The sequence below is a fragment of the Streptomyces sp. NPDC030799 genome, assembly GCF_055572255.1.
This window is the reverse complement of the sequence record NZ_JBVIDS010000008.1, coordinates 209,379-231,973: the sequence shown is the minus strand read 5'-3', so window position 1 is coordinate 231,973 and position 22,595 is coordinate 209,379. Positions and strand designations below refer to the sequence as shown.

General features: G+C 72.7%; 20 protein-coding genes and 4 pseudogenes. 12 read left to right on the top strand and 12 right to left on the bottom strand.

Annotated elements, in window-relative coordinates:
- The first annotated feature begins 148 nt into the window (after positions 1-148).
- The 4 genes from ACZ41I_RS21710 (at position 149) to ACZ41I_RS21695 (ending at position 4,739) form a co-directional block, all read left to right on the top strand.
- On the top strand, positions 149-2,017 hold the full coding sequence (locus ACZ41I_RS21710) for an FUSC family protein (RefSeq protein WP_468514830.1): 1,869 nt from the start codon (positions 149-151) through the stop codon (positions 2,015-2,017).
- An 88-nt stretch (positions 2,018-2,105) separates the two neighbouring features.
- Positions 2,106-3,092 carry an NHL repeat-containing protein gene (locus ACZ41I_RS21705; RefSeq protein ID WP_468514829.1) on the top strand — a complete coding sequence of 329 codons (987 nt, stop codon included), beginning with the start codon at positions 2,106-2,108 and terminating at the stop codon, positions 3,090-3,092.
- Positions 3,093-3,250: 158 nt separating this feature from the next.
- Entirely contained in the window at positions 3,251-4,414 is a 1,164-nt protein-coding gene (locus ACZ41I_RS21700; RefSeq protein ID WP_468514828.1) for a cytochrome P450 family protein, read from the top strand.
- Between the two features lie 148 nt (positions 4,415-4,562).
- Positions 4,563-4,739 (top strand): hypothetical protein, encoded by a 177-nt coding sequence (locus tag ACZ41I_RS21695; RefSeq protein ID WP_360088459.1) that lies wholly within the window; start codon positions 4,563-4,565, stop codon positions 4,737-4,739.
- 6 nt (positions 4,740-4,745) lie between these two features.
- Here the strand turns inward: ACZ41I_RS21695 and ACZ41I_RS21690 are convergent, their stop codons facing one another.
- From ACZ41I_RS21690 to ACZ41I_RS21680, 3 genes and pseudogenes are all read right to left on the bottom strand, one after another.
- Positions 4,746-6,689: an ABC transporter ATP-binding protein gene (locus ACZ41I_RS21690; protein ID WP_468514827.1), complete on the bottom strand. Its 1,944-nt coding sequence runs from the start codon at positions 6,687-6,689 to the stop codon at positions 4,746-4,748.
- Between the two features lie 579 nt (positions 6,690-7,268).
- A complete protein-coding gene (locus ACZ41I_RS21685) occupies positions 7,269-7,652 on the bottom strand; it encodes a hypothetical protein (protein ID WP_399770516.1) in 384 nt (127 codons plus the stop codon).
- 347 nt (positions 7,653-7,999) lie between these two features.
- A pseudogene (locus tag ACZ41I_RS21680) lies at positions 8,000-8,626 on the bottom strand (ATP-binding protein); the annotation flags it as partial.
- A gap of 224 nt (positions 8,627-8,850) precedes the next feature.
- Between ACZ41I_RS21680 and ACZ41I_RS21675 the strand changes: the two are divergent.
- From ACZ41I_RS21675 to ACZ41I_RS21665, 3 genes and pseudogenes are all read left to right on the top strand, one after another.
- Complete coding sequence (locus ACZ41I_RS21675; protein WP_363213647.1) at positions 8,851-9,711, top strand: helix-turn-helix domain-containing protein; 861 nt, start codon at positions 8,851-8,853, stop codon at positions 9,709-9,711.
- A complete protein-coding gene (locus tag ACZ41I_RS21670; RefSeq protein WP_023551555.1) occupies positions 9,712-9,966 on the top strand; it encodes a DUF397 domain-containing protein in 255 nt (84 codons plus the stop codon).
- Between the two features lie 92 nt (positions 9,967-10,058).
- A pseudogene (locus tag ACZ41I_RS21665) lies at positions 10,059-10,375 on the top strand (SAM-dependent methyltransferase); the annotation flags it as partial.
- Between the two features lie 59 nt (positions 10,376-10,434).
- Here the strand turns inward: ACZ41I_RS21665 and pdxR are convergent.
- The gene (gene pdxR, locus ACZ41I_RS21660) at positions 10,435-11,856 is read right to left on the bottom strand and encodes a MocR-like pyridoxine biosynthesis transcription factor PdxR (RefSeq protein WP_468514826.1); all 1,422 of its coding nucleotides are present in this window, start codon (positions 11,854-11,856) and stop codon (positions 10,435-10,437) included.
- A gap of 46 nt (positions 11,857-11,902) precedes the next feature.
- Here pdxR and ACZ41I_RS21655 point away from each other — a divergent pair, with 46 nt between their 5' ends.
- On the top strand, positions 11,903-12,421 hold the full coding sequence (locus ACZ41I_RS21655) for a carboxymuconolactone decarboxylase family protein (protein ID WP_363213649.1): 519 nt from the start codon (positions 11,903-11,905) through the stop codon (positions 12,419-12,421).
- A gap of 85 nt (positions 12,422-12,506) precedes the next feature.
- Here ACZ41I_RS21655 and ACZ41I_RS21650 read toward each other — a convergent pair whose 3' ends face one another.
- The 3 genes from ACZ41I_RS21650 to ACZ41I_RS21640 all read right to left on the bottom strand — a co-directional run bounded on the left by ACZ41I_RS21650 (position 12,507) and on the right by ACZ41I_RS21640 (position 15,292).
- The gene (locus ACZ41I_RS21650) at positions 12,507-13,994 is read right to left on the bottom strand and encodes a glutamate synthase subunit beta (protein ID WP_363213691.1); all 1,488 of its coding nucleotides are present in this window, start codon (positions 13,992-13,994) and stop codon (positions 12,507-12,509) included.
- 378 nt (positions 13,995-14,372) lie between these two features.
- Complete coding sequence (locus ACZ41I_RS21645; RefSeq protein WP_363213650.1) at positions 14,373-15,068, bottom strand: DUF2293 domain-containing protein; 696 nt, start codon at positions 15,066-15,068, stop codon at positions 14,373-14,375.
- A gap of 62 nt (positions 15,069-15,130) precedes the next feature.
- Entirely contained in the window at positions 15,131-15,292 is a 162-nt protein-coding gene (locus tag ACZ41I_RS21640; protein ID WP_468514825.1) for a hypothetical protein, read from the bottom strand.
- Here ACZ41I_RS21640 and ACZ41I_RS21635 point away from each other — a divergent pair.
- Together ACZ41I_RS21635 and ACZ41I_RS21630 are read left to right on the top strand one after the other, a co-directional pair.
- Positions 15,270-15,341, top strand: a pseudogene (locus ACZ41I_RS21635) (winged helix-turn-helix transcriptional regulator); the annotation flags it as partial. The gene ACZ41I_RS21640 and the pseudogene ACZ41I_RS21635 sit on opposite strands and share 23 nt — an antisense overlap.
- Positions 15,342-15,553: 212 nt before the next feature.
- A complete protein-coding gene (locus ACZ41I_RS21630; RefSeq protein ID WP_468514824.1) occupies positions 15,554-16,186 on the top strand; it encodes a nucleoside/nucleotide kinase family protein in 633 nt (210 codons plus the stop codon).
- Positions 16,187-16,215: 29 nt separating this feature from the next.
- On the opposite strand, the gene corA is transcribed toward ACZ41I_RS21630, so the two are convergent.
- A complete protein-coding gene (gene corA / locus ACZ41I_RS21625; protein ID WP_363213654.1) occupies positions 16,216-17,343 on the bottom strand; it encodes a magnesium/cobalt transporter CorA in 1,128 nt (375 codons plus the stop codon).
- A 178-nt stretch (positions 17,344-17,521) separates the two neighbouring features.
- Between corA and ACZ41I_RS21620 the strand changes: the two are divergent.
- Positions 17,522-18,314 (top strand): annotated as a pseudogene (locus ACZ41I_RS21620) (methyltransferase); the annotation flags it as partial.
- 138 nt (positions 18,315-18,452) lie between these two features.
- Here ACZ41I_RS21620 and ACZ41I_RS21615 read toward each other — a convergent pair.
- Together ACZ41I_RS21615 and ACZ41I_RS21610 are read right to left on the bottom strand one after the other, a co-directional pair.
- Positions 18,453-19,463 carry a carbohydrate kinase family protein gene (locus ACZ41I_RS21615; RefSeq protein WP_468514823.1) on the bottom strand — a complete coding sequence of 337 codons (1,011 nt, stop codon included), beginning with the start codon at positions 19,461-19,463 and terminating at the stop codon, positions 18,453-18,455.
- Positions 19,460-20,368 (bottom strand): pseudouridine-5'-phosphate glycosidase, encoded by a 909-nt coding sequence (locus ACZ41I_RS21610; RefSeq protein ID WP_468514905.1) that lies wholly within the window; start codon positions 20,366-20,368, stop codon positions 19,460-19,462. The genes ACZ41I_RS21615 and ACZ41I_RS21610 overlap by 4 nt, the downstream gene beginning before the upstream one ends.
- 101 nt (positions 20,369-20,469) lie before the next feature.
- Here ACZ41I_RS21610 and ACZ41I_RS21605 point away from each other — a divergent pair, with 101 nt between their 5' ends.
- Positions 20,470-20,901 carry a VOC family protein gene (locus ACZ41I_RS21605; RefSeq protein ID WP_468514822.1) on the top strand — a complete coding sequence of 144 codons (432 nt, stop codon included), beginning with the start codon at positions 20,470-20,472 and terminating at the stop codon, positions 20,899-20,901.
- A 10-nt stretch (positions 20,902-20,911) separates the two neighbouring features.
- Here the strand turns inward: ACZ41I_RS21605 and ACZ41I_RS21600 are convergent, their stop codons facing one another.
- Together ACZ41I_RS21600 and ACZ41I_RS21595 are read right to left on the bottom strand one after the other, a co-directional pair.
- On the bottom strand, positions 20,912-21,466 hold the full coding sequence (locus ACZ41I_RS21600; protein WP_363213658.1) for a methylated-DNA--[protein]-cysteine S-methyltransferase: 555 nt from the start codon (positions 21,464-21,466) through the stop codon (positions 20,912-20,914).
- A gap of 41 nt (positions 21,467-21,507) precedes the next feature.
- A complete protein-coding gene (locus ACZ41I_RS21595; RefSeq protein WP_468514821.1) occupies positions 21,508-22,377 on the bottom strand; it encodes a glycerophosphodiester phosphodiesterase in 870 nt (289 codons plus the stop codon).
- Between the last annotated feature and the right edge of the window lie 218 nt (positions 22,378-22,595).

Below are 22,595 nucleotides of genomic sequence, written 5' to 3'. Positions count from 1 at the left end.
AGAAACCGGCCGTCCCGGCACCTTTCACCTGCCCGAAACATGATCGTCCGGTTCGCCCGGCGAACGCCCCCTACCGTGGAAGCCCAGCCCACCCGGCCACCGTCGTCCGAAGGCACCCCCACCCCGCCCTCGCACGAACAGGAGTCCCGTGTCCCGGCTCGCCGCACCTCCCTGGCTCGCCCATGCCCTGCGCGCACAGCGCGGTCCCGTCCCCTGGAGCGCGGTGACCAGGGGCGCGTTCGCCGCCGGGCCGCTGTTGCTCGCCGGGGTGGTCGCCGGCCGGACGCCCGACGGTGTGCTGGCCGCCATCGGCGCGATGCTCGCCGGCATCAACGACCGGCCGGGCAGCCGGCGCGCCTCCGTCAAGCGGCTCGGGGCGCCCGCGCTGGCCGGTGCCCTCGGGCTGCTCGTGGGCACGTATGCCGGGCAGGGGCTGGCGGCCGTACCGCTCGCCCTGGCGCTCACCGGGCTCGGGCTGGTCGCCGGCGGTGTCAGCGCGGTCGGGCCCGTCGCGTCCGCCGTGGGAACGCAGCTGCTCGTCGGTGCCGCCCTCGGCGCAGGGATGCCGGCGGCCGAGAGCGGCCCCCTGCGCGCCCTCGTCTTCCTCGCCGGTGCCGGATGGCTGCTCGCCTTGCGGCTGGCCCTGCCCGCGCCCGGTGCCACCGCCGGTGACTTCAGGTTCGACGGGGAGCGGGCGGCGGTCGCCGCGGTGTACGACGCCGTCGCCGAACTCCTGGACGCCGTGGGCGGTGAACAGGCCACCGCCCGGCGGGCCGCGCTCACCGCCGCGCTCGACCATGCCCAGGACGCCCTCGCCGGGCCCCGGCTGCGCCGGTACGCCAGTTCCGCCGCCGAGCGCCGGCTGCATGCGCAGTACAGGGCCGCCCTTCCGCTCGCCGAGGCCGCCACCGCGCTGTTCTGGGCGGGGGAGCCGGTCTCGGCGCGGGCCGCGCAAGGGCCCCGGCGGCTCGCCGCCGCAGTCCGCGGCAACACCGCCACCGGTCCGCTGCCCGCCCCCCGCCGGTCCGCCCCCGCCCTGCGCGCACTCGACGACGCCCTGCTGCGCGCCGCCGAGGTCTTCGACCGGGCGGAGGGCGCACAACAGCGGTCGCTCGCCCGGCGCCGGGGTGCAAAGGACGCCGTCCGTGCCGCCGTCGGCGCCGCGTCGGGGGCGGGCGGACGCGAGTACGGGCTGCGGGTCGCCCTCTGCTTCGGGGCCGGCGCCGCCCTCGCCCAGGCGCTGCACCACACCCGCTGGTACGGCCACCACCAGCACTGGTACTGGCTGCCCGCCACCGTCGTCTTCCTCGTCAAGCCCGACCTCGGGCCGCTCGCCTCCCGGGTGCTGTGCCGGGCGGCGGGAACCGTGCTCGGCGCTGTGCTGTTCGCCGCCTTCGCCGCGGTGCTGCCGCGGCCCGGCGGGCTCATCGTGCTCGTGGCCGTCAGCGGGGCCCTGATCCCGGTCGCCACACGGCACTTCGCCGCCCAGACCGCGGTCGTGACCGTACTCGTTCTCAGTCTGGTGATGGTCGGCGGTGAGCCGCAGGCCTCCGTCAGCCGGATCGGGGAGACGCTGCTGGCCTGCGTGATCGTGCTCGTCGTCGGGCATCTGCCGATGCCGGGGCAGCGGGGCGGGGGAGTGCGGGCCCGGCTGGCCGCCGCGGGGAACGCCGCGCACGCCTACCTCGCGCATGTGCTGAGCCGGTCCCCCGACCGTGCCACCCGCTGGACCCTGCGCCGCGAGGCCTACCGCACCCTCGCCGAGGCCCGTTCGGCCATCGCCCTCGCCGCCGCCGAACTGCCCTCGCTCGCCCGGCACTCCGAGGGCGCGGACGAGATGGTCGCCACCCTCGAACGGCTCGTCGACGCGACCACCGCCTGCGCCGTCCACCTCGACGACTCCGGCCGCCCGGCACCCCGGCACCTGGAGCAACTCGCCGAACTGCTGGCCGAGTTCGAAAAGGGACGCCGGGAACGGACGGGGCTACGGCTGTCCCGGCTGCCGCTCGCCGGATGAGGCGCGCGCCGACGCGGATCGGGTCAACCCCCGGCGGCGTGTCCGCGTCAAAGAGAAAGGTCCATGTTCCCCACCCAAGGAGAGGTTCATGCCCCGACTCACCCGCCTCAGACTCGCGACCGGCGCCGCCACGGCCGTCGTCGCCGCCGTCGTGCTCGCGGCGTCACCCGCGGCCGCCGGCGAGCCGACCGTGTCCCAGCCGCACATCGTCGCCCGCTTCGACAAGGCGACAGGGCAGACGCCGGAGAACATCACGGTCGAGCCCGACGGCTCGGCCGACCTGACCTTCGCCTCCGCGCGGCAGATCGCCCATGTCACCCCGGACGGGCACACGACGATCCTCGCCACCCTGCCCGCCGAGGCGAACCCGAACACCCCCGTCCTCAAGGCCGCGACCGTCTTCGGAATCGTCCGCGCCCACGACGGCACGCTCTACGTCAACTACGGCACCGGCACAGCAAAGACCGGCATCTGGCGCATCGGCCCCGACGGCGGCGCGCCCCGGCAGATCGCACAGCTCCCGGCGACCGCACTGCCCAACGGCCTCGCGCTCGACGAGCGGCACGGAGTGCTCTACGCCGCCGACTCGGCGCAGGGCATCGTGTGGCGGGTACCGCAGGCGGGGGGCACACCGACCGTGTGGGCCCAGGACACCGCGCTCACCCCGGTCCCCGTCACCGGCGCCGGTTTCGGCGCCAACGGCGTCAAGATCCACGGCGGTGCCGTGTGGGTGTCCAACAGCGACCGGGGGACGCTGCTGCGCATTCCCGTACGGCCGAACGGCTGCGCGGGGACGGTGGAGACCCGGGCCACCGGGCTCGACCACATCGACGACTTCACCTTCACCACACCGTACGGCGACACCGTCCTCGCCGCCCTGATCGGTGACGACGAGGTCGTCGAGGTGCACCCCGACGGCACCCGCACCGCCGCCCTCACACAGACGGACGGGCTGGCCAACCCGACCTCCGTCGCCGTACACGACGGGACGGTCTACGTCGACAGCGCCGCGTACTTCAGCCAGCAGGCCCCGAATCTGCTGCTGGCCCGCCTGAACCGGGGGCCCGGCCACTGACGGACCGGGCGGCGGGGCGGGCCGGTGCCCTGGACGGACCCCGCCCCGCCACCCCTCGCACCCGGAGAACCTTCCCTGCCGTCGGTCAACTCGCCGACGACGCAACGCAGTCGGGAAGGTGATCCACCGATCCGCCCCGGCGCCCTAGGCTGAAGCCCATGGATCCCGCCGACGGCCTCCTCGACCATCCCTACGACGTCTACCGACGCCTGCGCGACACCGCGCCCGTGCACCGCATCACCGGACCGGACGGCACCGCCGCCTGGCTCGTCACCCGGTACGAGGACGTCCGGGCCGCGCTCGCCGACCCCCGGCTCTCGCTGGACAAGCGGCAGGGGGCCGGCGCGTACAAGGGACTCTCGCTGCCGCCCGCCCTCGACGCCAACCTCCTCAACATGGACCCGCCCGACCACACCCGCATCCGGCGCCTGGTCGGCCGCGCCTTCACCCCGCGCCGAGTCCAGCAACTCCGCGAGCCGATCCGCCGTACCGCCGACCGGCTTCTCGACGCGCTCGGCCCGCACGGCAGTACCGACCTGGTCGCCTCCTACGCCGCCCCGCTGCCCATCACCGTCATCTGTGACCTGCTCGGCATCCCGGAGGGGGACCGGCTGGACTTCCGGCAGTGGACCGACAGCCTCATGGCCCCCGACCCGGCCCGCCCGCACGCCACCAAGGAGGCGATGGCGGCCATGCTCGACTTCCTCGCCCGGCTCCTCGCGGCCAAACGCCGGGCGCCCGCCGACGATCTGCTCTCCGACCTGATCGCCGTACGCGACGAGGGCGACCGGCTCGGCGAGGACGAGCTGATGTCCCTGGCCTTCCTCATCCTCTTCGCCGGGTACGAGAACACGGTCCAGCTCATCGGCAACGCGGTGCTCGCCCTGCTGGAGCACCCGGACCAGCTCGCCGTCCTGCGCAAGGAACCGGAGCGACTCCCCGCCGCCGTCGAGGAGTTCGCCCGCTACGAGGGGCCGATGCTGCTCGCCATGCGCCGGTTCCCCACCGAGGACGTGACGATCGCCGGGGTGACCATCCCGGCGGGCGAGACGGTCTGGGTGTCCCTGTCCGCCGCCGACCGCGACCCCGCCCGCTTCCCCGACCCCGACCGCCTCGACCTCTCACGCGACGCCGCCGGGCATCTCGCCCTCGGCCACGGCATTCACTACTGCCTCGGTGCGCCGCTGGCCCGCGCGGAGACGGAGATCGCCCTGGCGGCCCTGCTGGAACGCCTGCCCGAACTCGCCCTTGCCGAGGGACAGGCGACGTGGCGGCGGTCGCTGCGCGCCCGGGGGCTGCGGGCCCTTCCCGTGACGTACTGAAAGGTGCGGTTCCTGTCACGAAGTGAACGGATCCTCACGGTCCGCGCCGAACGGATGTCGGTAATGTCTCAGTCCCGTCACTGAGCGAGGCGTTTGCCGTCTCCAGGGCGTTAACTTCCATAAGCACGACGCTTTCTGGAGGTGCGAGATGGTGAACGGGCGAACCGTGCTCGAACGCTTTCCCGCCGGAGGTCCGCGGGGATCCTGGCCCGCTGAGGAGTTCGCGCACGCGCGGCGTCAGGAAGGCCTGCCGGCGGAAGTCGTCATGGATCTCGCGACGGACACGTTCCTGGTGATCGTACGGGGCGGGGACCACACCGAGTGAGCTCGCTCAGGCCGGCTTCGGTGCCGGTACCCTCGCCGTGAACTGCTCCGCCTGCAGCGCATACAGCTCGGCGTAGACACCGCCCCCGGCCAGCAGCTCCTCCGGGGTCCCGGACTCCACCAGCCGCCCGTGCTCCAGCACATGCACCAGGTCGGCGTGCCGGACCGAGGCCAGCCGGTGGGTGATCAGCACGACCGTCTGCCCACTGCCGGCCAGCGCTCGGATCTTCTCGAACACCTCCAGCTCGGCCCGCGCGTCCAGCGCGGCGGTCGGCTCGTCCACGATCAGCACCTGCCCGCGCCGGTACGCCGCCCGGGCGATGCCGAGCCGCTGCCACTGGCCCCCGGACAGCTCGTGCCCGCCGCTGAAGTCGCGGGCCAGCAGGGTGTCCAGGCCGCGCGGCAGATCCGCGACCACCTCCTGGGCCCCTGCCTCGGCGACCGCCGCGGCCAGGCGTTCCTCGGTCATGGGCGCCGAGGAACGGCCGACGGCCACGTTCACCCGGGCGGTGAACGGCCAGCGCTTGAAGTCCTGCGCCACCATCGCGATGCGCTCGGCGAGCAGCCGCCGGTCGGCCCGCGCCGCGTCGACACCGTCCCACAGAATGCGGCCCCGGTCCGGCGTGTACAGCCCCGCGAGCAGCTTGACCAGGGTGGTCTTCCCCGAGCCGTTCTCACCGACGAGCGCGATGATCCGGCCGAGCGGCAGCGTGAGGGTGACGTCGTCCAGGGCGGGGCGGGCCGAGTCACCCGGGTAGCCGAAGGTGACGTGCTCGAACCGGATCTCCTTCGGGTCCTCCGGCAGCGCCTCGCCGCCCGCCGGGACGGCCCGCTCGGCCGCCTCCACGTACAGCCGCTGCAGATCCCCCACGAACAGGGCCTCCTCGTGCAACTGGTTGATCTCCAGCACCAGCGTGTCCAGGCTCGCCGCACCGGTGCGGATCGCGATCACCGCCGTACCGGCCACGGACAGGGCCATCGCGCCGGCCAGCAGCAGCGCGCCCAGCGTGGCGTAGGTGGCGAGTGTGGCGAGGCCCGTCCAGGCCGCTGCGATCAGGCCGGTCCGGGCGGCGAGCCGGGACAGCCGGGCCTGTTCCGCCTCCGCCGTCTGGGACATGGACCGGAAATGGCGCAGCAGGAACGGGCCGACCCCGTGCACCCGGATCTCGGGCGCCGCGGCGGGCTCGGTGAGCAGATGGCTGATCAGCCGGCCGGCGCGGGCGTGCTGCACCCAGACGTGGAAGGACTCGTAGCGGCGCCGCGCGTTGGTCAGCGCGCTCCAGGCGCTGGGCAGGGTCATGGTGACCAGCAGCGGCAGCAGGACCGGGTGCAGCACCGCCAGCACGCCCGCGGCGGCTGCCAGCGAGATCAGCGCACCGATCACCCGGGTTCCGTAGGAGATCATGCGGCGCGCGGATTCGGCGCCGTACTGGGCGGTGTCGAGCAGCTTGTGAAAGGCGTGGTCCTCGATCGCGGCCAGCTCCACGTTCGCCGCCCGCTCCAGATACAGCTCGGTCGCGACCCGCTCCACCTTGGGCTCCAGCCGCCCGGTGGCATGGGTGGAGGCCGCCCGCAGCAGCACGGTCACGAGAGCCACGGCGGTCATGGCGGCCAGGGCGGGGGCGGCCGAGCGCAGCCCCTGCTCGATGCCCGGGCCGGTCAGCAGCCTGCCGAGCGCGCTGTTCACGGCCAGCAGGCTCACCGCCTGGGCGGCACCCTGGGCCACCTCGGCGGACAGGACGATCCACGCGGCCCGCGCGTCGGCCTGCCGGGCCAGCCGGAGACTGGACGCCAGCATGCCGGGCAGCCGGACCACCATCGCGCGGAAGCTCAGCTTCAGGATGGCGTTCTCATGCTCGCTCCAGCCCACGTCGTACCGCAGCGGCCCACCGAACAACAGCCGCTCCGACCCCGACACCGCGGGCTCGGGCGCCCCCCGCCGCTTCCTCACCGTGACCTCCCGGACCGTGACGGAGGGCCACTATCCCTGTCCGAACCGGCGGCGGGGGAGAGCGCGTGCGGAAGTGCGGGGGGAGCGGTGGGGGCGTGCGGGGGGCTCTACGCGGAGGTGGGGCGGGGTGGGGACCTTGGCGGGGTGCGGCGGGGGTGGGGGCCTCGGGCGGGGCGGTGCCTGTTGGCGCCGCGGCCTGCGGGCAGTCATGCCTCCGCCGGTGCCCTGGGGCGATGGGGCCCAGGCGGCACGGGCGGGCGGGTGCTGCGGGGCCTTCTCTGAAGGAGGCACCCCACCGACGCGGGCAAGCGAAGCCGGCCCCAGGGCGAGGGCGGCGCCTTCCTCTGGGGCAGAGGCCGGGCGGAAGGCTGGGCGGAAGGCAGGGTGTGGGAGGTCCGGCGGGGAGGAGGGCCCCGGTGGGGGACAGGGCCGCTGGACGGAGGTCGGTCAATCAGCTGACAGAGGTGCAGCCAACCAGAGGGCGCGGGGAACTGCGCGACGTGCCACGGACATCCGGCAGCCGCCCAGGAAACGGCATCCGGCACCTCCGTGGGCGCCTCGGCCGAGGCCGGCCCAGCGCTACGCCGGGACGGCCCGAGACCAGTCCGGGGCCGTCCCCGTCACCCGGCACAGGTTCAGATACAGCGGGATCGGCGGGGTGTACGGGACCGTGCCCTCCGGCCGGTGGATGAGCCGGGCAGCGCCGGTGACCAGGGCACCTGGGACGTAGTGGGCCGGGGACGGCCAGGGCAGGGCGTAGTCGGAGCCCGACGGTACGATCCACCACCAGCGGGCGCCGTCGGCGTACACACAGCCCAGCCGTGGCAGCCGGGGTACGACCAGCGGGCCGAGACGGTCGGGCACGGCAACGGCGTCACAGCCGAGCGGTGCGCTCATGTCATCCGGCACCATGAGCCGATGCGGCGCGTCCGGGGCGGACCGGCGGCGCTGCAACCGCACCAGGGTGTCGAGACCGAGGTTCGTGGTGGTGTGCCGGGTGCTGTCGGCCGGACCGTTGCGGGCCGGACCGACACCGTCCCCGCGGTCGGCGTCGTAGCCGCCGGTCACGGGCGCTCCCCGGCGCGGCGCTGCTCAGGGGCCCGGTGCAGAGGCTGGTGCGGGGGCCGGTCCAGGGGTCGGTGCCGGTGGGGCTCCGGGACACCGTGGCGGTGTTGCTCCGGGACCTCGTGGCCTTGGTGTTGCTCCGGGATCTCGTGCCGGGGCTGCTGTTCCGGTACCCCGTGCCCGGGCTGCTCCTCGGGTGCCCCGTGCCGGGGCTGCTGCTCCGGTTCCCGTTGCGGGGGCTGCCCGGAAGAGCGGCGCCGGCCCTCTGGGGGCTCGTCCTCGTCGGGGTCGTCCGGGCGGCCGGGCTTGGGGCGGGCGCCCCAGCCGAGGTCGTTGCGCGGCTCGGAGGTGTCGTGCGCCGTGTCGGTCCGGCGGGCCAGCTCGGCCCAGACCAGCAGTCCGGGTCCGCATTCATGGGCGCCCCAGGCCCGGCACAGCGCGTCGACGAGAAGCAACCCCCTCCCGTGCTCCTCGTCGGGCCGCTGCGGGGACGGGTGGGGTTCGCCGGGGGCACAGCCCTCGTCGCGTACGGCTATGCGCACCGTGTCGTCGCGGTCGTGCAGCTCGCACACGACGCGACTGCTCGCGGTGTGCACGATCGCGTTCGTGACCAGCTCCGATATGACCAGGGCCGCGCTGTCGCAGGTGTCCGCGCACACCGACCAGCCGGTCAGCCGGGCATGCGCCAGACGCCTCGCCTGGGCGACGGAACCCGGATGTGCGGCCAGCTCGAAGCGGAACCGGCGCTCGGCCGTGCCCCGTTGGGGGACTGCCGTGACGGCACCGAGACCGGGTCGGTCTGCGGTGTCTGTTCCTAAGGGCGCGGACGGAATCACGCTTGCCACTATCTCCCCGCCGTGAACACTTGGCAAGTGTCACTCTGAAAATTGCAGAGTGCTGTGTGGCGCGGCGAGAGGCCGTGGCACACTGCTCGCAACAGCACGTCGAGCGGCGCCAATTGGGGTCATCGGAGATCCGACCGGTCTTCGAATGCACCTTCGAATGGCGCCGCAGGGCTGTCGGGAAACATTTCGGTGGAGCTGTCGGTGGAACTGTCGACGGAGCTCTCGGTGGAGCTTTCGATGGAGGTGGGAGCGTGAGCGAACCGCGGTCCGCGCCGACGGTGGGTCAGGTGGTCCTCGGCCGGCGCCTGCTGGAGCTGCGGGAACGCGCCGGACTGAAACGCGAGGACGCCGCCCGCGTCCTGCGCGTCGCGCCCGCCACCGTCCGCCGCATGGAGATGGCCGAGGTCGCTCTCAAGATCCCGTACCTGCAGCTGCTGCTCAAGGCCTACGGCGTGGCCGACGACGAGGCCGAACTCTTCGTGCAGGTGGCCGAGGAGGCCAACAGGCCCGGCTGGTGGCAGCGCTTCCACGACATCCTGCCCGGCTGGTTCTCGATGCACGTCAGCCTGGAGGGCGCGGCGAGCCTCATCCGCTCCTACGAGCCGCACTTCGTCCCCGGTCTGCTGCAGACCGAGGACTATGCGCGCGCCGTGCTCAGGTCCGGAGCCATCGGCCAGACCAGCCCGGACGACATCGAGCGGCATGTTGCCCTGCGCATGCAACGCCAGCAACTGCTCACCCGTACCGACGCCCCCCGCTTCTGGGCGGTGATGGACGAGACCGCCCTGCGCCGCCCGGTCGGCTCTCCGGAGGTGATGCGCACGCAGATCGACAAGTTGCTCGAGGCCACGAAGCTGCCTCATGTGACGCTCCAGGTCGCCCCGTTCGCGAGCGGACCGCACCCGGGGACGTACGGGCCCTTCGTGCTGTTCCGATTCGCCGTGCCGGAGCTTCCGGACATGGTCTACAGCGAGTACCTGACCGGCGCCGTCTACCTGGACGCGCGCGCCGAGGTGGCGACCCACCTCGAGGTCATGGACCGCATGGCGGCGCAGGCCGCTACGGCACAACGCACGAAGGAGATCCTCCGGGATCTCCGCAAGGAGCTGTGAATGGATCGCATCGAGCCGCGCGGACACGTCTACAACGGCATGCCCGCTCGGGAGCTGGGCAGCGAGGGCTGGCACAAGCCCTGGAGCGGCGGCAACGGCGGGAACTGCCTGGAGGCGATGAAGCTGGCCGACGGCCGGATCGCCGTACGCCAGTCCACCGACCCGGACGGCCCGGCGCTGATCTACACCGCGGACGAGATGACCGCCTTCATAGAGGGGGCCAAGGCGGGGGAGGCCGACTTCCTGCTGTCCTGATCCGGTTCATGTGTTGCTTCTTGCTCAACTTCCTTATCCTGCTACCGACTTGATCATCCGCTGTGCCGGACGCTCGTCCCGACGCCCATGGAGTGCCGCATGACAGGGCAGGACCCCACGGTCGTCGGGATCGACACCAGCGGAACACCGGCATCCCCACCGAGCCGAACCTGCACCAGATCGCCCAGCAGGCCGCGCCCGAGGCCCGGGCCGTCTACTGCGACAACGACCCGATCGTGCCGGCCCACACGGCGGCCCTGTTGCGCAGCACACCGCAGGGCACCACCGAGTACCTGCATGCCGACGTGCGCGACCCCGACGCGATCATCGCTGGAGCCCGGCGGTCCTGGACCTCGGTCGACCGGTCGCCCTCTCCCTCGTCGCCCTGCTGCACTTCATCTCCGACGACACCGCCCCGCCGGCCGGCCGTCACGGGCCGCGCGAACGAAAGCCGCCGTGTACGCCCCCTCACTCCGGCGGCAGCACCCCGCACAGCGCTTCCAGCGCCGCGCCGTACGCATGTTCCGGTGGTGAGGCGTAGCCGACCACCAGCCCGTCGGACGTCGGCATCCGCGTCGCCGGATGCCGGAACGCGGCCAGTCCGTCCAGGGCGACACCCTGCCACGCGGCGGCCTTCACCGTGGACCGCTCGGTGCCCGGCGGCAGCCGCAGCACCGCGTGCAGCCCGGCCGCGCTGCCCGTCACCTCGACATGCGGCGCGTGCACGGCGAGCGTGGCGACGAGCCGGTCACGCCGGCGCCGGTAGCACTGCCGCATCCGCCGCACATGACGGTCGTACGCCCCCGAGACGATGAACTCCGTCAGCGCCAGCTGTTCCAGGACGCTCGCCCAGGCCTCCCGCTCACCCTTGGCCGCGAGCACGGGCTCCACATACCGCTCGGGCAGGACCATCCAGCCCAGCCGCAGCGCCGGTGACAGGCTCTTGCTGACCGACCCCAAGTGGATCACTCGTTCCGGATCGAGCCCCTGGAGCGCGCCGACGGGCCTGCGGTCGTACCGGAACTCGCCGTCGTAGTCGTCCTCCAGTACGACCGCCCCACGCGCGCGTGCCCAGTCGATCACGGCCGCCCGGCGCCCGGGGTGCAGCGGCCCGCCGGTCGGGAACTGGTGCGCCGGAGTGAGCAGCACGGCCCGCTCCCGCTCCAGTACGTCCACGCGTGCGCCGTGCTCGTCCAGCGGGAGCGGCACCGTGCGCACCCCGGCCGTGGCGAGCAGCCCCCGGTGGAACTCCAGTCCGTACGCCTCCACGCCGAGCGGGCCGTGCAGCACCCCGCCCGCCCCCTGGCCGAACAGCAGCCGCAGCGCGTGCGCGAAGCCCGAGCAGATGACGATCCGGTCCGGCTCGGTCCGCACCCCACGCGCGCGTGCCAGATATGCGGTCAGCGCCTCCCGCAGCTCCCGGCGCCCGGCCGGGTCGCCCGGCCCGAACGCCTCGCTCGGCGCCTCCCGCAGCGCCCGCCGGTAGCAGGCCGACCAGGCGGCCCGCGGAAACGCCGAGGCGTCCGGCGTGCCCTGCCGCAGATCGTGCCGAGGGCCACGCGCGCGTGGAGGTGCCTTCACGGGCGTCCGCGCGGCGTGTCGCAACGGCTCCGCACGGTCGGCCACCCGGGTGCCCGACCCCTGGCGGGCGGTCAGCCAGCCCTCCGCGACCAGTTCCGCGTACGCGTCCGCCACCGTGTTGCGGGCCACGCCCAGATCGGCCGCGAGTGACCGGTACGGCGGCAGGCGGGTGCCGGGCGCCAGCCGCCCGCTGCGCACGGCCTCCCGCAGCGCCCGGGTCAGCGCCGCCCGCCGCCCGCCCGGACCCGACAGCTCCAGGTGCAGATCGACACCGATCCGCTCCGCGGAATTGACCCATGATTCCGTCATGGAAATGCACCCTACAGCTGGTCTTTCGGGCTCATAGGTTGAAGCCATGACGACGAACACGACCGCCACCGCAGCCGACTTCACCGCCGCGATCAGCGAGGCCGACGCCGGCCGCTCCCGACTGGACTTCGCGAAGTCCGCCCCGAAGGTCTTCCGCGCCCTCATCGGCTTCGACGCCGCCGCCCGCGCGGGCCTGGACCCGGCGCTGGTCGAGCTGATCCAGATCCGAGCCTCGCACCTCAACCACTGCGCCTACTGCCTGCACATGCACACCAACGACGCCCGCAAGGCCGGCGAGAGCGAGGACCGGCTGCACATGGTCGCCGTCTGGCGCGAGGCCCGGCACTTCTTCACCCCCAAGGAACAGGCCGCCCTCGCGCTCACCGAGGCCCTGACCCTCGTCGCCGACGCGGGCGTCCCCGACACGGTCTACGCCGAGGCCGCCGCCCTCTTCGAGGAGGAGGAACTGGCCCACGTCCTGGCCCTGATCTGCACGATCAACACATGGAACCGGGTGGCCCTGTCGACGGGCAAGGTGGCGGGGACGGACGAGCGCAAGGGCTGACCCGAGCCGGCCGCGGCCGACGACCCGACCGCCTGCGATCCGCCGGCCAGGACGGCGAACGGTCACAGGAAACCGTCGGCCACACCTACACCCTCATCGGCCGATCCCTCGGAGAGACCGGCGCGGGCAACTGCGAACTCCCCATCAGATAGCGGTCGACGGCCGCCGCCACCGCCCGCCCCTCCGCGATCGCCCACACGATGAGTGACTGCCCGCGCGCCGCGTCCCCGGCGGCGAACACCCCGGGAACGTTGGTTGCGAAACCGTCGTCCCGCGCGATCGTGCCGCGCGGAGCGAGCTCCAGCCCCAACTGCCCGATCAGCCCGTCCCCCTGGTCCGGCCCGGAGAACCCGAGGGCGAGCAGTACGAGATCGGCGGGGAGCGTCTGACCGGTGCCGGGCATCGGGCGCCGCAACTCGTCGACCTCCACCAGGTGCAGCGACCGCACCCGCCCGCTGCCGTCCCCGGTGAAGCGGAGCGTGGACGCCGCGAACAGCCGCGCGTCCGCGTCCGCCGCCGGTGCCGTCCGCAGGTCCCGCGCCTCCTCGTGCGCGGCCGACAGCCGGTAGATCTTCGGGTACGTCGGCCACGGCTCGACGTCCTCGTCGCGCTCGGCGCCCGGCTGCGCGTAGATGTCCAGCTGGGTCACGGACGCGGCCCCCTCGCGCACCGCGGTCCCCAGACAGTCCGCCCCGGTGTCCCCGCCGCCGACGATCACCACGTGCTTGCCGGCCGCGGACAGCGGTGAAACCTCCAGATCCCCCTCACACACTCGGTTCGCCAGCGGCAGATACTCCATCGCCTGGTGTATCCCGTTCAACTCCCGGCCCGGCACGGAAAGTTCCCGCCACGCGGTCGCCCCCGTGGCGATCACCACGGCGTCGTACCGTCCGCACAGCTCCACCGCCCCGACATCGCGCCCGACCACCGTCGACGTACGGAACTTGGTCCCCTCGGCCCGCATCTGCTCGACCCGCCGCTCCAGATGCCGCTTCTCCATCTTGAACTCGGGGATCCCGTACCGCATCAAGCCGCCGATCCGGTCGTCCTTCTCGTACACGGCGACCGTGTGCCCGGCGCGGGTCAGCTGCTGTGCCGCGGCGAGCCCGGTGGGCCCGGAGCCGATGACGGCGACCGTCCTACCGGACAGCCGGTCGGGAGGCCGCGCCGGGACGAACCCCTCCGCCCAGGCCCGGTCGGCGATCGCGCACTCGACGTTCTTGATCGTGACGGCCGGCTGGTTGATCGCCAGCACGCATCCCGCCTCACAGGGTGCCGGACACAGCCGGCCGGTGAACTCGGGGAAGTTGTTCGTCGCGTGCAGCCTGTCGCTCGCCGCGCGCCAGTCCTCCCGCGAGACCAGGTCGTTCCACTCCGGGATCAGATTGCCCAGCGGGCAGGCGTCGTGGCAGAAGGGGATCCCGCAGTCCATGCACCGGTCGGCCTGCTTGCTGATGATGGGCAGCAGTGCTCCCGGGACGTAGACCTCGTCCCAGTCCCGCACCCGCTCCTCGACAGGCCGCCGCGGCCACTCCTGGCGCGGCGTGGTCATGAACCCCTTGGGATCGGCCATGATCGTGTTCCTCGCGTACGGGGTGCCGCGCGGGCACCGGGTGTACGACGGGCCGTACGCCGATCGGGCGGCGTCCTGCAGCGCTCTTTCGGCGCTCTGCGGCACTCTTCCGGCCACGATACGTCCGCACCGACCACCGCGCAGAGCGACGGACAGCGCTTTCTGGCGAGGCCCTGGGCCCGGGCCCGGACTCCACCCGGCTCCCTTGCCAAGAGCCCTCGGGGAATGAGCAGGAAATGATCAGGGCGATCAGGGAGTGGTCAGGGAGTGATCAGGGCGATCAGGGAGTGATCGCGACCAGGGGAAACAGGGGATGAGCAGGGAATATCGGGGACGGCCAGTGGGCGTCCATGAGCGAAGAGCGCGGCGGGCTTGCCCTCAGCCCACGTCCGCCCCGGCGTCCTGCCAGGCCCGCAGCACGCTCTCCACGGCCGGGGCGATCCGGCGCCGTGCCTCGTACCGGGAGACACCCCGCATCAGCAGCTGGTCGTACGGAGTGTCCACATGCCGTACGGCCGCCACGACCGCCGAGATCACCGCTCCCTCCGACAACGCCCGCCCGGCCGCGCTGCGCCCGACGCGCCCGCTGCCCCGCGCCGACGCGTGCGCTGCGATGGCCCGCGCGCGGTCGGCCGGGCACCCGGGAAACAGCCGGAGGATCTCGGCCGCGAACGCCGCCGCGAAGCGTTCGTCCTCGGCCGCCCTGCGCCGCGCGTCCCGCGCCCGCCGCCGGCGCCGCGCCTCCGCGTCCGCCAGACAGCGGGCCTCGGCCCGGGCCAGCGCCGCCTCCTCCACGAGCACGCCCTGCCGCTCATAACGGCCCTTGCGCCGGTTGAACCGCACCACCACGACCGACAGCCCGCTCTCCTCCCTCGACCTGCGGGTCAGCGCGGTGTCCCCGCGCGGCAGGAACACCAGGTGCCCGAGGTCCGCGCAGTGCAGGCAGCGCGGCGCCCCGTCCTCCAGCACGAGCAGCGACAGCGGCCCCCGCCGGCAAGCGGCACACCGCTTGGGCTTCAGCGCCTGGACGACGACAAGCCGACCGGGGGAGTGGGGACTTGAGGGAAGCGCCATACACGGTCCTTTCCCCGTCCCCGCCCGCGCGTCCCCTGCGCTACCCACTCCTTCTAATGCTTCTACTTCTTCCGCTCCTGCTCTTCCTTCCGCGTGCCGCCCTCCTCCCCGTTCCGGAAGTTGAACACCGACACCCGTGTACGGTGCCGCAACGGCGTCTGGATCTCGTCCACCGAGGTCCTCAGCGAGACCCTGCGCGCGATGGAGCGCGACGGCCTGGTCACCCGCACCGCCCACGACGAGAACCCACCCCGGGTCGAGTACGCCCTCACCCCGCTCGGCCGCACTCTGATCCCCCTCCTCGACGCGGCCCGTACCTGGAGCGAGACCCACGAGACCCATCTCCCGGCCCATTCACCACCCGCCACTGACAGGCGCCCTCACCCCGCCCTCCGCCGGCCGGGCCTCCCGCCCCCAGGCACCTCCCGCTCCCTGGCAGGCATCCGCACCGCACCACCTCCCCACCACCCGGCATCATTGACCCCGTGCGACTCGAAGCGATCACCTGGGACCGGCTCGCCGAGCTGCTCGCCGACCGGCTGGCCGGCCTTGAGCCGGCCGACGGAAGCGCCTGGCCGCGCGTTGGCTTCGACGGGGCCCCGGCAGCCCGGCCCGGCGACCTCGCCGAGCGGGTCGGAGAGGCGCTGCGGGTGCGCGGCCGGCCCTCGCTCGTGGTCGGCGCCGAGGGCTTCCTGCGACCCGCCTCCCTGCGCCTGGAACACGGGCGGCGGGACGCGGAGTCGTACTACGGCGGATGGTTCGACACCGGCGCCCTGTGGCGCGAGGTCTTCGGCCCGCTGGACCCCGGAGGCAACGGACGCGTCCTGCCCGACCTGTGGGATCCGGCCACCGACCGGGCCACCCGCAGTCCCTATGTCCAACTCCCGCCCCGTGGGATCCTGTTGCTCCACGGCCCCCTTCTGCTGCGTCACTGGTTCCCGTTCGACCTGACCGTGCACCTCCTTCTCTCGCCGGGTGCCCTGCGCCGCCGCACCCCCGAGGCCGACCACTGGACGCTCCGCGCCTTCGAGCGCTACGAGTCCGAGACCGACCCGGCCGGCACGGCGGACGTCCTGGTGCGCGCCGACGACCCACGCCATCCCGCGTGGAGCGGCTGATCAGGACGGGCCGCCGCAGGCCCCGCGGCTCAGAGCCAGCCGTTGCGCCGAAAGCCCCGGTACAGCACCAGACACGCCCCTGCCATGACGGCCATGACCAGCGGATAGCCGAACGTCCAGTGCAGCTCTGGCATGTGGTCGAAATTCATGCCGTACACCCCGCACACCATGGTCGGTACGGCGATCACCGCGGCCCAGGCCGTGATCTTCCGCATGTCCTCGTTCTGTGCGACGGTCACCTGCGCCAGGTGGGCCTGCAGGATCGAGTTGAGCAGTTCGTCGAACGCGGCGATCTGTTCCTTGGCCCGGATCAGATGGTCGAACACATCCCGGAAGTAGGCCTGTATCTCCGGGGCGACCACCCGTATCGGCCGGGTGGCCAGGTCCTCCACCGGTCGGGCCAGCGGCACCACCGCCCGCTTCAGCTCCAGCAGTTCACGCTTCATCTGGTAGATGCGGCCGGGGTCGACGCGCGCGCCGTTCTCCGAGAACACGTCCGTCTCGACCTGGTCGATGTCGGCCTGGACCGCGTCGGTGACGTTCAGGTAGTCGTCGACGACATGGTCCGCGATGGCGTGCAGCACCGCCGCCGGCCCCTTGGCGAGCTGATGCGGATGGGCCTCCAGCTCCTCGCGCAACGGCCCCAGTGAGCCGTGCCGGCCGTGCCTCACCGTGATGACGAAGTCCTCGCCGACGAACACCATGATCTCTCCGGTGTCCACCACTTCGCTGGTCGCCGTCAGCTGTTCGTGCTCCACATAGCAGACGGTCTTGAACACCGCGAAGAGCGTGTTCCCGTAGTGCTCCAGCTTCGGGCGCTGATGAGCCTCGACCGCGTCCTCCACCGCCAGCGGATGCAGGTCGAACAGTTCGGCGATGCCGGCGAACTCACGGTCCGTCGGCTCGTGCAGCCCGAGCCAGACGAACCCCTCGCCTGTCTTGCGCACCATCCGCACGGCATCCACCAGGTCCGTGCACTGCGGCACGCGCACGCCGTCCTGATACGTCACGCAGTTCACCACTGACGAGCCCAGCGGCGACCTGGCGGGATGACTCAGGTCCACACGAGGGCGCCGCCGGGCCAGCCGCGCCATCCTGCGCAGCCCGCCTACCCCGCCCAACCCTGTGACCTTCCGCAGATTCCCCGCCATGGACATCTGGATCTCCTCGCTTGGATCTCCCTCGCGCAACGCTTCCGCGCCTTGCCCGGCAAGTCTGCCAGCCGAGGGCAAAGCGCGGGTAAGCGTGTGGGAATCGAGTGTTCCGCTTGGTTCCCGCCTGTGGACGCAACCACCGGCCGGTCCGGACAAGCCGGGTGACCGGGATGATCGTGGCATGACGCCATCCGACGGATACCTCCTGGACATCCGGCAGAACGAGGCGGCACGGCGCTTCGACGCCTTCGCCGCCCTCTTCGATCCCACGACGTTCCGGCACATCGAGGCGTTCGGCGTCGGACCCGGCTGGCGCTGCTGGGAAGTCGGAGCCGGCGGTACCTCAGTGGTGTCCTGGCTCGCCGAGAAGGTGGGCTCCACCGGCAAGGTCGTCGCGACCGACATCGACACCTCGCGGCTCGCTGCCGCTGCCCGCCCGCCCGCCGGTGGAGGTACGCGTCCACGACGTCGGCGCGCAGGAACCACCGGGCGACGGCTTCGACCTGGTCCATGCGCGGCTCGTCCTCGTCCATGTCCCGGACCGGGAGAGGGCGTTGCGGTCCATGAGCCAGGCCCTGCGGCCCGGCGGGCGGCTGCTGGTCGAGGACGCAGACCCCGCTCTCCAGCCTCTGACCTGTCCCGACGAGTACGGCCCCGAGCAGAAGCCGGCGAACCGGCTGCGCCAGGGCTTCCGCAAGCTGCTCGCCGAACGCGGCGCGGATCTGGCGTACGGCCGTAAACTCCCGCGTCTGCTGCGTGAAGCCGGCCTGAGCGGCGTGGAGGCCGATGCGTTCTTCCCGGTGGCATCGCCCGCCTGCACCGCCCTCGAGGCCGCGACGGTCCGTCAGATCCGCGGCAGTCTCGTCGCCGCTGGGCTTGCCACCGAGGAGGACGTCGACCGGCATCTGGCCAACGTCGAGGCCGGCGGCATGGACCTGGTCACCGCACCGATGATCTCGGCGTGGGGGACGAAGGCCCGGACCGAGGGCGCGCAAGAGCAGCCGCGCGGCTTCAACCGCTCTGCCCACGCCTCGCGGTGCCGCACAGGGTCGAGCCACCGCTGCCCGTGCCCCCATGGCGCTGGTCCCCATGGCACCGGCAGGTGACAGCCGTCACTCCTTGGCGCGACGGGTCCTCCCCTCGGGGTGGCCGGCCACCGTGTCCCGCCCACGGCGGTGTGCCTCGCACCCCGGCCTGCCGTCGTGCCGGCCGTCGCCCCCCGTGCCCGGTGGTCTGCCTCCCACCCGTTCCACCGCCTCCGCGCCCGCCCGGCAGCCCCGCGCCGCCGCCTCCTCCGGTGCCGCGCCCGCGAGCACGGCGGCGAGGAACGCGCCGGTGAAGGCATCACCGGCGCCCGTGGTGTCCCGGGGGACCGCCGGCGTCGCCGCGATCCTGGCCGGTGCGCTGCCGGAACGGGCCACCAGCGCGCCGGCCGTCCCCACCTTGGCCACCACCAGCGGAACGAGACGGCTCAGCTTGGCCGCCGCGTCCGCCGGATCCGGCAGCCCCGTCAGCAGACACGCCTCGTCCCGGCTGGGCAGCAACACGTCCAGGCCCTCCGCGAACGCCAGGAAGCGATCCACGCCCAGGCGCACCAGGAAGCCCGCCGAAGCCGGATCCAGGCTGACCGGCACACCACGCGCGCGTGCCGCCGCGAGCGCCGTCCGGGCGAGTTCCCGGCTCGGTTCCGTGAACAGCAGATAGCCCGAGAGATGCAGCCGGGTGACACCGTCGAGCAACGCGTCCGACCAGTCGGCGGGTTCGAGCCGCAAAGACGCCCCGCTGTCCGTGAGGAACGTACGCTCCGCCGCCGCACCCGTGTCGACGAGGCAGATCACCGTCCCCGTCGGCGCCGTCGGATCGACCACCAGCCGGGGCCGCACTCCTGCCGCGACCAGCTCTCGCTCGTGCCACGCGGCAGCGTCCGCGCCGACCCGCCCGAGCAGCCGTACGTCCGCACAGCCCGCGTACGCGGCCCAGCAGGCCACGTTCGCGCCCGCGCCGCCCGGCACCGTACGGATCGCGGCGGCCGTGTCGGTGCCGGCCGCGAGTGGGCCCCGGTGCCGGGCGACCACATCCGTGACCACGTCTCCGACGACCAGTAGGGACCCGTCCGCGGTCATGCCCCGGTCCACGCCGTGGCGATCCGCGCCGCCAGCCGTACGTTGCCGCGCACGGCCGCCAGATTGGCGCTCAGGGAGGCGCCGTCGGTGTGCCGGACCAGGTAGTCCAGCAGGAACGGCGTGACCGCCTGTCCGGTGAGGCCCCGCTCCGCGCAGGCGTGCAGCGCGTCGTCGAGCACACGCGCGTGCAGCTCCGGATCGAGCTGCTCCTCCTCGGGGACCGGGTTGGCGACGATCAGCGCCGACTTCGGCGCGTCGAGCGCGTCCTGGGCCCGCATGACGTCCGCGACCTGCTCCGGAGTCTCCAGCGTCCAGTTGACCGGATGCCCCGAGTCCGAGAGATAGAAGCCGGGAAACCGGTCCGTGCCGTACCCCGCGACGGCCACGCCCAGCGTCTCCAGCCGCTGCAGGGTCGCCGGCACGTCCAGGATCGATTTCACACCCGCGCAGACCACCGTGATCCTGGTGCGTGCCAGCAGACCCAGGTCGGCCGACTCGTCCTGGGTCACCGTCCACTCCCGGTGCACACCGCCCAGCCCGCCGGTGGCGAACACCCGGATGCCGGCGAGCGCGGCCAGCTGTGCCGTCGCCGACACCGTGGTCGCCCCGCTCGCACCCGCCGCCACGGCGAGCGGCAGGTCCCGGTGGCCCAGCTTGCGGATGCCGTCCTCGTTCGCGACCCGCTCCAGCTGCTCCTTGTCCAGGCCGACCCGGGGGCGGCCGTCGAGCACGGCGATGGTCGCCGGTACGGCGCCCTCCCGCCGTACCGCGTCCTCCAGCTCCAGCGCCACCTGCAGGTTCCGCGGGCGGGGCAGGCCGTGCGCGATGATCGTGGACTCCAGGGCCACCACCGGCCGCCGTGCGTCGATCGCTTCCCGGACCTCTTGCGACACCACCACAACCACGCGCACCGCCTCCTGTCCGTCGGTCCTTTCCCCATCTCTGGCAGGTGCCGGCCGTCGCTAAACGCTTGCGGCCTGTGGGGGACGCCACCAGCCTGGGCCGCATGAGGAAGAACAGCACGCGTCTTGACCACGTCGTCCTGTGGGTGACCGATCCGGTCGCCGCGACCGGCTTCTACCGGAATGCCGTCGGCCTGGAACCCGTGAGAGTCGCCGAGTACGCCGACGGAAAGACGGCGTTCCCCTCCGTGCGGGTCAACGAGGAGACCATCCTGGACCTCGTCCCGCTCACCTCCGCCGAGCGCATGAACATGCTGCCCGGCGCCGCGGACGCCGCCGGTCACCCGGTCAACCACATCTGCCTGTCCCTGCCCGCCGACGCCTTCGACGCCCTGCGCGCCCGGCTGGAGGAGCACGGCGTACCCATGAGCGACATGGGCCGCGACTCCTTCGGCGCCCGTGGCAGGGCGCCGCGCAACTTCTACTTCCGGGACCCCGACGGCAACGTCTTCGAGGCCCGGCACTACGACGACTAGCCGGGCCCGGTCAGAACAGCGGCTCGGGCAGCACGCCCTCGAGGGCGAGCAGCCTGCGCTTGGTCTCCAGCCCGCCCCCGAAGCCGCCGATGCCACCGTCGCTCTCCACGACCCGGTGGCACGGCACGACCACCGGCAGCGGATTGGCGCCCATCGCCATGCCGACCGCCTGCGCCCCGCCGGGCTGCCCGACCCGCCCGGCGAGATCGCCGTACCCCACCACCGTGCCGTAGGGCACGCCGGACGCCAGCTCGCGCAGCACCTGCCGGTTGAACCCGGAGCTCAGCGACCAGTCCAGCGGCAGGTCGAAGCCGTGCCGCTCGCCCGCGAAATAGGCCCGCAGCTGGCGTATCGCCTCGGCCAGCAGCGGCGAGTCCGGATCCTCCACGGGAGTGCCGCCCAGCCTGGCCGCAAGCCGCTCCAGGGCGCGGTCGCGCACCGCGTCCGTGGCGTGGAAGACCACGTTGACCAGGCCGTCACGGGTCGCCGCCAGCATCAGCGGACCGATGTCCGTGCCCACCACGGCCCACGCCACCCGCTGCTCATCCTGCCCATCGCTGTCCATGCGCCCACGGTACGACCCGCCACTGACAACGCCCGTCCCGCTCAGTGCGGGTCCAGCGCCGCCCGCACCACGTCGGGCTTGTTGCTGATGATCCCGTCGACGCCGTAGCCAGCGACCCGGCGGGCGGTGGCCGCGTCGTTCACCGTCCAGGCGAACACCCGCAGCGGCTTGTCGTGCGGTCCGTCGACGGCGTGCACGGCGGAGACGTACGCCGGGGAGAGCGACTCGTACGAGGGATTGATGAGATCCGCGTAGGGCGCGTACTGGCGCAGTTGCGCCGCGGTGGGTGACCCGAGGTAGGCCGTGGTGATCGCGGGCTTCAGCTGGTGCACGGTCCGGATGCTGTCCGCGCTGAAGCTCTGCACGATCAACCGCCCGAGGTGCTTGTGGTCCAGCCAGCCCTCGTTGCCCAGAAGCTTCAGCGTCTGCTGCTCGATGCCCGGGTACAGCTCCGGGTTCTTGATCTCCAGGAGCAGTTTCTCGTGGTTGTGTTCGACCCGGCACATGTACTGCTTCAGAGTCGGCACGCGCGTGCCCGCGTACGCCGGGGAGTACCAGCTGCCCGCGTCCAGCCGGGCGATCTCGGCGGCGGTGAAGTCCTTCACCTTCCACGGGGCCCGGCCGGGGAAGGCCTGCTCGACGTTCGTGGTGCGCTGCAGACTGTCGTCGTGGATGACGACCAGCTCGCCGTCCTTGGTGCGCTGAACGTCGTTCTCGACCCAGGAGAAGCCCAGCTTCGCGGCCTTGTCGATCGAGGCCAGCGTGTTCTCGGGAGCATAGGCGGAGGCGCCCCGGTGGGCGATCACCGCGGGCACGCCGGTGTCGCCGGCCCGGGTGTCGGGGGTGGGGCTCGGCAGGACCGCCGTCCCCAGGACAGTGGCGGCCGCGGCGGCAAGTACGCGCGCATACATACAGACTCCTCGCGTCGAGCGAATACCGACAGCAACCAGAGTGACAGCAGACGGTCACCAGTACCCGGCGCACGATGGCCACACACCGAATGGAGATGTCCAGGTCCGCTCACCGGTACCGCACAAGTGAGGCAAGGCCGTGTTTCTTTGCCGGAAAATCGTTCGACCATTCTGGTGGGGGTCATACTCTCTGCGACAACCCTGACCGCCGACGCGGT